Origin of the sequence: Rhabdonatronobacter sediminivivens (genome assembly GCF_013415485.1) — a bacterium.
Classification (GTDB): Bacteria; Pseudomonadota; Alphaproteobacteria; order Rhodobacterales; family Rhodobacteraceae; genus Rhabdonatronobacter; species Rhabdonatronobacter sediminivivens.
In genome coordinates this window covers 1-5,520 of sequence record NZ_JACBXS010000084.1, presented here as the reverse complement: position 1 = coordinate 5,520, position 5,520 = coordinate 1, and the positions used below count along the sequence as shown (strand labels likewise).

Sequence of the window (5,520 nt, the reverse complement as noted above, 5' to 3'; positions counted from 1 at the left end):
CTCACCCGGGAACGCCGCGCACTCGACGCGCTGGATGAAATCAGAGGGAACCGGTAAGATGCGTCAGACTCAGAACAATAGGTGATCCTTCGCCCAAAGAAGCGCATTGAATGCAGCAAGCTTTGCATCGTTTTCGGTTGAATAGGCCTTCCTCCCAACCTGAACAGCTCCCGATGCCCTTCTCAGGACACGCACTGACCATCCGACTCCTTCCCGATAGACTGTCAGATTGAACCCGTCCGTGTTGATATAAGGGTTGCCTTGTCGGGATATGCGCCACTTTCGAGAAGGCCAGGCGGCGCGGCGGCGTGCGGAATTTCTGAGACGCGTCTCCCGCTCCCGGGGCCGCTTGTAGTCCTCTTCCATGTGCTCAGCACAAACACAGCCGACCTGAAGCGAACCGGGATAGTTTGGATGCTCCATGATATGGGCATACCGGATTTCGGCGCTGTCACACATCTCGCAGAGTTGGCTGGGCTCTTCCAAGTCTTCGACCGCTACACAGGTCCAGCCTTTTTTCGGGACGCCTGCCTCTGACCATTTCCCTCGACGCGTATGACGGTCCCGATCCATCGCCTATCCTACCTCAAAATCGGCTTGAGTGCGGCAGCATGGGGATCATAGCGATAGCTGGTTATTGTGCCGTCCCTGATCTTGTCGACCGCGTCGTTGATCGCGAATAAGGGTACGAGGAACCACTCTCGCGGAACCACAGGCCTTCCAAAGCGATCCATGATCTCGATCTCGAGCCGTGCGGGTTCGAAAATGCGGTGGATCAGGTTCTCCAGCTTGGACCGGTTGATGTTGTAGAGTTCATATGTCGCAACCACCTCGACATTCGCCATAAGAAACGTCGGCTGCAGATGCGCGCCAGCGATCCGCTTATCAACGCTCATATTGGTGACACCGATCTTGTGCACGAGTTCCCGGTTTGCCGTGACAAGTGGATGATCGGATTTGCTGCGAAGAACATAAATGATCCCGCTCGCCTCATCACCGTCGAGTGTCTGATCCGAAAAAAGTGGCCCCGCTGATGGATCTGTGATCCGGCGTCCAGCGTCGTCCTTGTTTAACGCCCTTTGCAGCGAGCGCATCAGCATGTTGCTCTCAGTGCCGTTGTCAAAAATCACCCGCAGACGCGCATCCGTGCGACCTTGCTCATTGGTGATAGTCTCGCCCTTGTCCGCGACATAGGCTTTCTGACCACTGACGATGAAAAAGCGTCCTTTCTCGATCTCGGCCTTCATCTCGAACGGGCGGGTCTCGCGCAAACCGGTATCCAGCTCTTTCTGGACCTGCTCAAACAACGGCTTGAACGTCGCAAAATCTTCACATTTCTCGCGGTTTGCCACCTCATCGGCGGCCTTTTTCTCGGCTGTCGACCGGACGTGCTTCAATTCTGTGAGTGGTGATATAGCGACTTCCACGCCCAGCTCAGCGAGAAGGGCGTCGTCATCTAAATCATCAGGCTCTGACGCCGGGAGAGCGGAAGAGGTGTCTGCAAGGAGACCTTGCTGGTCCAGTGGGGCAAGGAGATCGCGGCACTCCTGCAAGTCGCGGATGCGATCAAGTCGCACGGCGTAGAGACGTTCAAATATCTCGCGGTCTTCCCCGTGTTGGGGAGGCCGACCGTGCTCTTTGGCAAATTGCAGGATTTCCTCAAAGCCTGCGATGATGCGCTCTTCACGTGGTGTACGGCTGAGCTGCTTCTTGACCTCGACCTCGACGCCAAGCTCAGCAAGGAGGGCATCATCGTCCTCGGTGAAACCCTTAGCCATTGGCAGCCTCCTGCTTCATGCGGGCGAGGTAGGCCACGCCTTCGGCCATTTTCTTTTCCCACGGGTCCGCCGATGTAATCGATGGCAGGCGGCCTCGCTCTTGCTTGAACTTGACTGCTCGTTTCGCAAGGTCGCGCGCCTCATCCGGCGATAGCTGCACCTTTTTTGCCGAAATCACGGCCTGAACCTGTCGAAGGCTCTCCTCACTCATGGTCTTCGCCAGAATTGAATAAGCTTCCCCGAACGGATTGATGCGATCAATCAGGTCAATGTCGAGTTCCCGCACATCCATGGCAAACTTGCGCACCCCGTCGATCAATGCCGTGTTGGCAGTCGGCTGTGTGTCATCGCCGCTCGACAGCGCGATCTCCTTGGCCTTTTGGGTCAGGTTCAATGCCGCAATGGCATGTTGGCGGACGGCCTCCTGATCCTCGGCATCAAGCTCCGGGAACTTTGCTCCAACGATCTTGCCCATGCGAACCTGCGTCAGTTCCTCGGGCACCAATTCCTCATCGAAGAGGCCGCGTTCGATCGTGGTCTTGTCCTGCACGAATGCGGTGATCACCTCGTTCAGGTCCTCCTGGCAGATGCGCTTGGCTTCCTTGCTCTTCGGTGCGACCAGGCCCTTGATCTCGATCTGGAATTGACCGCTGGCCTCGTTGAAGCCGACATTTTCCTTGCTCGGATCATAGCCGCCCTCGCCGTAGTCGAACCCTTCTACAGGGCCACTTTTCACGGTCTTGGGCGTGAAATTGAAACGCGGGGCCAGCACCTGCTCCATCAGCAGGCTCGCGGCTATGGCCTTCAACGTGTCGTTCACGGCCTCGGTCACCGCTTCAGCCGCCGCATCAGGCTCGGCGATCAGGTTGGTGAAGCGCGCGCGCGTCTTGCCCTCGGCGTCGCGGGTGGCGCGGCCGATGATCTGCACGATCTCGGTCAGGCTGGCGCGATAGCCGACCGTCAGGGCGTGTTCGCACCAGATCCAGTCGAACCCTTCCTTCGCCATCCCCAGGGCGATGATGATGTCGACATGGTCGCGATTGTTCTTCTGCGCCGGGTCCTTCAGCGCGGCTGAAACCTTGTCCCGCTTGGCGGGTTCATCATCCACCAGATCGGCGATGCGCAGCACACGCCCTTCCGGCGTCTTGACCAACTGAAACCCCGTGGCGGGGTCGGTGCCCTGCCAGTCGCCCAAGGCGTCGATGATGTGCTCGACCTCGCGGTGCTTGTCCTTGGTGCTTTCGCGTGAGTTCACGTTCGGAATGTGCAGGATCGTCTTCTCGGTCGGGTCGAGCACCTTGAGGATGTCATCCGCATAGGACCCGGAATAGAAGAAATACCCGATGTCGAGCGACTTGAGGTATCTGTAACCGTTCAGCTGTTCGTAATAGGTGTAGGTGACGGTGTCGAACTTCGCCTCGTCCTCGGGCGACAGAACGGCCTCGGCATCGCCGCGGAAGTACGATCCGGTCATCGCCACCAGATGCACCTTGTCGCGGGCGACCAGCGCGCCCAGATGCGTGCCCAGCTTGTTGTCGGGGTTGGCCGAGACGTGGTGGAACTCGTCCACTGCGATCAGGCGATCATCGAACGCCTCGATCCCGAACTTGTCGACGGCGAAGCGGAAAGTGGCATGCGTGCAGACCAGCACCTTGTCGTTGCTCGCCAGAAACTTGCCCACGGCGCCGACCTTGCCGTCATCGCCACCGGGCGCATTGCACAGGTTCCACTGCGGCTGGACGGTCCAGTCGGTCCAGAAGCCATACTTGCTCAGCGGCTCGTCGTTGAAGCTGGACCCGATGGACTTCTCCGGCACCACGACGATGGCCTGACGCAGCCCCTGATTGTGCAGCTTGTCGAGCGCGATGAACATCAGCGCGCGGCTCTTGCCCGAGGCAGGGGGCGACTTGATCAGCAGGTATTGCTCGCCCCGCTTCTCATAGGCTTTCACCTGCATCGCGCGCATGCCAAGCTCGTTCGACTTGGTCGAGCTGCCGTTGGCGGCATATTTGACGGAGACGGAGGGCACCTGAGCCATGATCAAAACCCCTGAAAAACCATATCCACCGCCCGCGTGATCTCATCTTGATGGTTTGACAGGTCACCCACCGCTGGCCCAAGCGCCGAGGCACGGACTGCCGCCATGGATTGGACGATGAGCACGAATTGCCCGTCGTCCAGCGCAATCACGGGGTTCAGATGTTTGGCGGGCGGCGGGGCTTGGTCCACCGGCACCAGCGGGGCGACAACCCGCGTATCCGCCCAGTCAAGGAAATCGCTTTGCAGGTTCACCACCCGGCCACCGCCGGGCAGATCATGCAGACTGAACCGCGCCATCAGAACTGCCGGTATTTTTCAAGCGGCAGGCCGTTTTGCTCGATCCAGGCGTTGTAGCCATCCAGTGCCGCACGGTTTTCTTCCAGCCATCTTGCGGCTTTTTCCTTGCGCACGGCCTCGCGCAGGCTGGCCTCAAAGGTGGCGGACAGGTTGATGTTCAACCCGCGGGCTTCATCCAGAAGAACCGGGTCGATCGTCAGGTTCGTTGCGCGCTTGTTCATGCGTTTCTCCTGCGGGTTAGTCATGCGCATACATAACACACATCCGGGCTGCCCGGCAAACGCTATGCGCTCACCTTCGTTGTCATCTTCGTGTACATCTCGAACAGCTTTTCCAGCCGTTCGGTGTCGTTGCGGAAGCGGCGGCCGATGTAGATGCGTTCCAGAACCTCATCGTTGTGGTCATGCGCGGCGCGGAGGTTGGCAGGCATTTTTTCAGGGTCATAGAGGTCCGCGATGGTCGCGGGGAAATGCGCCTCGCGGGCCAGAAGGATGCCTTCTGCTGCTGCTGTCAGGTCTGCGCGGTTTTTATCAGTGAGTTTCGGAACGGGGAAGGTGTTCCAGCCCATGGTGTTGGAATAGCGGAAATCGGTTTTCATCTTGCCGCAGACCGTAGCGATCCAGACCAGATGCAGGCGCGAGGCGATCAGTGCCATGTTCCAGAGCGGGGCGTCGTAAAGCGCGAATGTTTCACTGGTCACTGTTGACCGCGCATCAATAATCCCATTCGGCAAGTATGGGCGGTTTTCTGAAGAGGTCCGAGGAACAGTAAGCGTCCAGTACTTTCCGATGCGCATTTCGCGCATCTGATGGGCGCGACTTGCCATCTCATTCGCGCTTCTGTCACGGCTGTTTAGTCGCATCTCGCGCACGCCTTCTATGCGTTGGCGAATTGCGTCGATGCTCATCGCTTCTTGCAGATGATCGTTCTCAATCCACAAGCAATAACGCTCCAGACCGCGGATGAATTCCGCAGAACCATAAATCCGGCGGATGAATTTGTCACGCTGTTCAGCGGTCAAACCAAGTGCCTGTACTTCGTCACCGCTCAATAGCAAATGACCGCCGTCAACCGGCTTGTTCCCAAAACTCATGTTAGCGGCACCGTTCATCGGTCTGCTGGCTTTGTCCACGATCACATTCGGCGCAGCCACCAGATAGGCGTTGACGTTAGCCGCTTCTTTCACGACTGAGCCACCATCATCGCCCAATGAGAACAGTTTTCGGATAGGCCCTGCATGGTTTGAAATGGCTACGATAGCGACGGTGACACCCGCATTATGACTGGCAAGGTTCGCCCATTTGAAACTGGTATGGGCAAAGGCGATCGGTTCTGTCGCAAATTTTCAACATGGTTGAGTGTAGGCTGACGCTGGACAGACTTATGCTGCGAGCTGGGCAAACTG

Annotated in this window: 6 protein-coding genes and 1 pseudogene; all 7 read right to left on the bottom strand. The window is 58.0% G+C overall.

The window, feature by feature from the left end:
* Positions 1 to 69 precede the first annotated feature (69 nt).
* Positions 70 to 573, bottom strand: coding sequence for a hypothetical protein (locus HUK65_RS17970; RefSeq protein WP_179907630.1), 504 nt, complete (start codon positions 571 to 573; stop codon positions 70 to 72).
* Between the two features lie 8 nt (positions 574 to 581).
* Positions 582 to 1,778: a GIY-YIG nuclease family protein gene (locus HUK65_RS17965; RefSeq protein WP_179907629.1), complete on the bottom strand. Its 1,197-nt coding sequence runs from the start codon at positions 1,776 to 1,778 to the stop codon at positions 582 to 584.
* Entirely contained in the window at positions 1,771 to 3,816 is a 2,046-nt protein-coding gene (locus HUK65_RS17960; protein ID WP_179907631.1) for a pseudomurein-binding repeat-containing protein, read from the bottom strand. The genes HUK65_RS17965 and HUK65_RS17960 overlap by 8 nt, the downstream gene beginning before the upstream one ends.
* Positions 3,817 to 3,818: 2 nt before the next feature.
* Positions 3,819 to 4,115, bottom strand: a complete 297-nt coding sequence (locus HUK65_RS17955; RefSeq protein WP_179907628.1) for a CcdB family protein — start codon at positions 4,113 to 4,115, stop codon at positions 3,819 to 3,821.
* A complete protein-coding gene (locus tag HUK65_RS17950; RefSeq protein WP_235442260.1) occupies positions 4,115 to 4,336 on the bottom strand; it encodes a type II toxin-antitoxin system CcdA family antitoxin in 222 nt (73 codons plus the stop codon). Before HUK65_RS17950 ends, HUK65_RS17955 begins: the two co-directional genes overlap by 1 nt.
* 62 nt (positions 4,337 to 4,398) lie before the next feature.
* Positions 4,399 to 5,301, bottom strand: coding sequence for a type IIL restriction-modification enzyme MmeI (locus tag HUK65_RS17945; protein ID WP_235442259.1), 903 nt, complete (start codon positions 5,299 to 5,301; stop codon positions 4,399 to 4,401).
* A gap of 39 nt (positions 5,302 to 5,340) precedes the next feature.
* A pseudogene (locus tag HUK65_RS19145) lies at positions 5,341 to 5,442 on the bottom strand (DNA methyltransferase); the annotation flags it as partial.
* Between the last annotated feature and the right edge of the window lie 78 nt (positions 5,443 to 5,520).

Excerpts from the sequence above, each read along its gene's own strand:
- HUK65_RS17950 (WP_235442260.1), bottom strand. The coding sequence starts at position 4,336 with ATGAACAAGCGCGCAACGAACCTGACGATCGACCCGGTTCTTCTGGAT.
- HUK65_RS17955 (WP_179907628.1), bottom strand. The coding sequence starts at position 4,115 with ATGGCGCGGTTCAGTCTGCATGATCTGCCCGGCGGTGGCCGGGTGGTG.
- HUK65_RS17970 (WP_179907630.1), bottom strand. The coding sequence starts at position 573 with ATGGATCGGGACCGTCATACGCGTCGAGGGAAATGGTCAGAGGCAGGC.
- HUK65_RS17965 (WP_179907629.1), bottom strand. The coding sequence starts at position 1,778 with ATGGCTAAGGGTTTCACCGAGGACGATGATGCCCTCCTTGCTGAGCTT.
- HUK65_RS17960 (WP_179907631.1), bottom strand. The coding sequence starts at position 3,816 with ATGGCTCAGGTGCCCTCCGTCTCCGTCAAATATGCCGCCAACGGCAGC.